This window comes from Tamlana crocina, assembly GCF_012037625.1.
Map to the genome: position 1 here is coordinate 1 of NZ_JAAVJS010000491.1, position 361 is coordinate 361.

At 51.5% G+C, this 361-nt stretch carries 1 protein-coding gene; it reads right to left on the reverse strand.

All coding sequences use genetic code 11. The annotated features are described in order from the left end of the window. Nucleotides 1-304: protein-L-isoaspartate O-methyltransferase family protein (locus tag HC176_RS17740; protein WP_245234959.1), on the reverse strand; the 304-nt coding region annotated here is incomplete at its 3' end. Nucleotides 305-361 lie beyond the last annotated feature (57 nt).

A 361-nucleotide genomic window follows, 5' to 3' on the forward strand; every position in this document is an offset into this window, starting at 1 on the left:
AACCGTGGTAGCCGTCTCCCACGCGAAAATGGATATTATCATACCCCATTTCGGTTAAGGTCTCCCGGGCACGTTCTGCCAATGGTTCTACGGTTTCGATGGTGTAGACCTCATCCACGATCTCCGCCAGAACAGCTGCCTGGTACCCCGATCCGGTCCCAATCTCCAGCACTTTCATTCCCGGCTTCGGCTTTATCGCCTGCGTCATGAAGGCGACAATGAAAGGTTGTGAGATCGTTTGTCCCTTGCCAATGGGCAAGGGCCTGTCTTCATATGCATATCGGTGCACGTCTTTAGGTACCATAAGGTGCCTTTCCACTTTTCTCATGGCTTCCAGTACTGCCTTATCTTTTATTCCCTG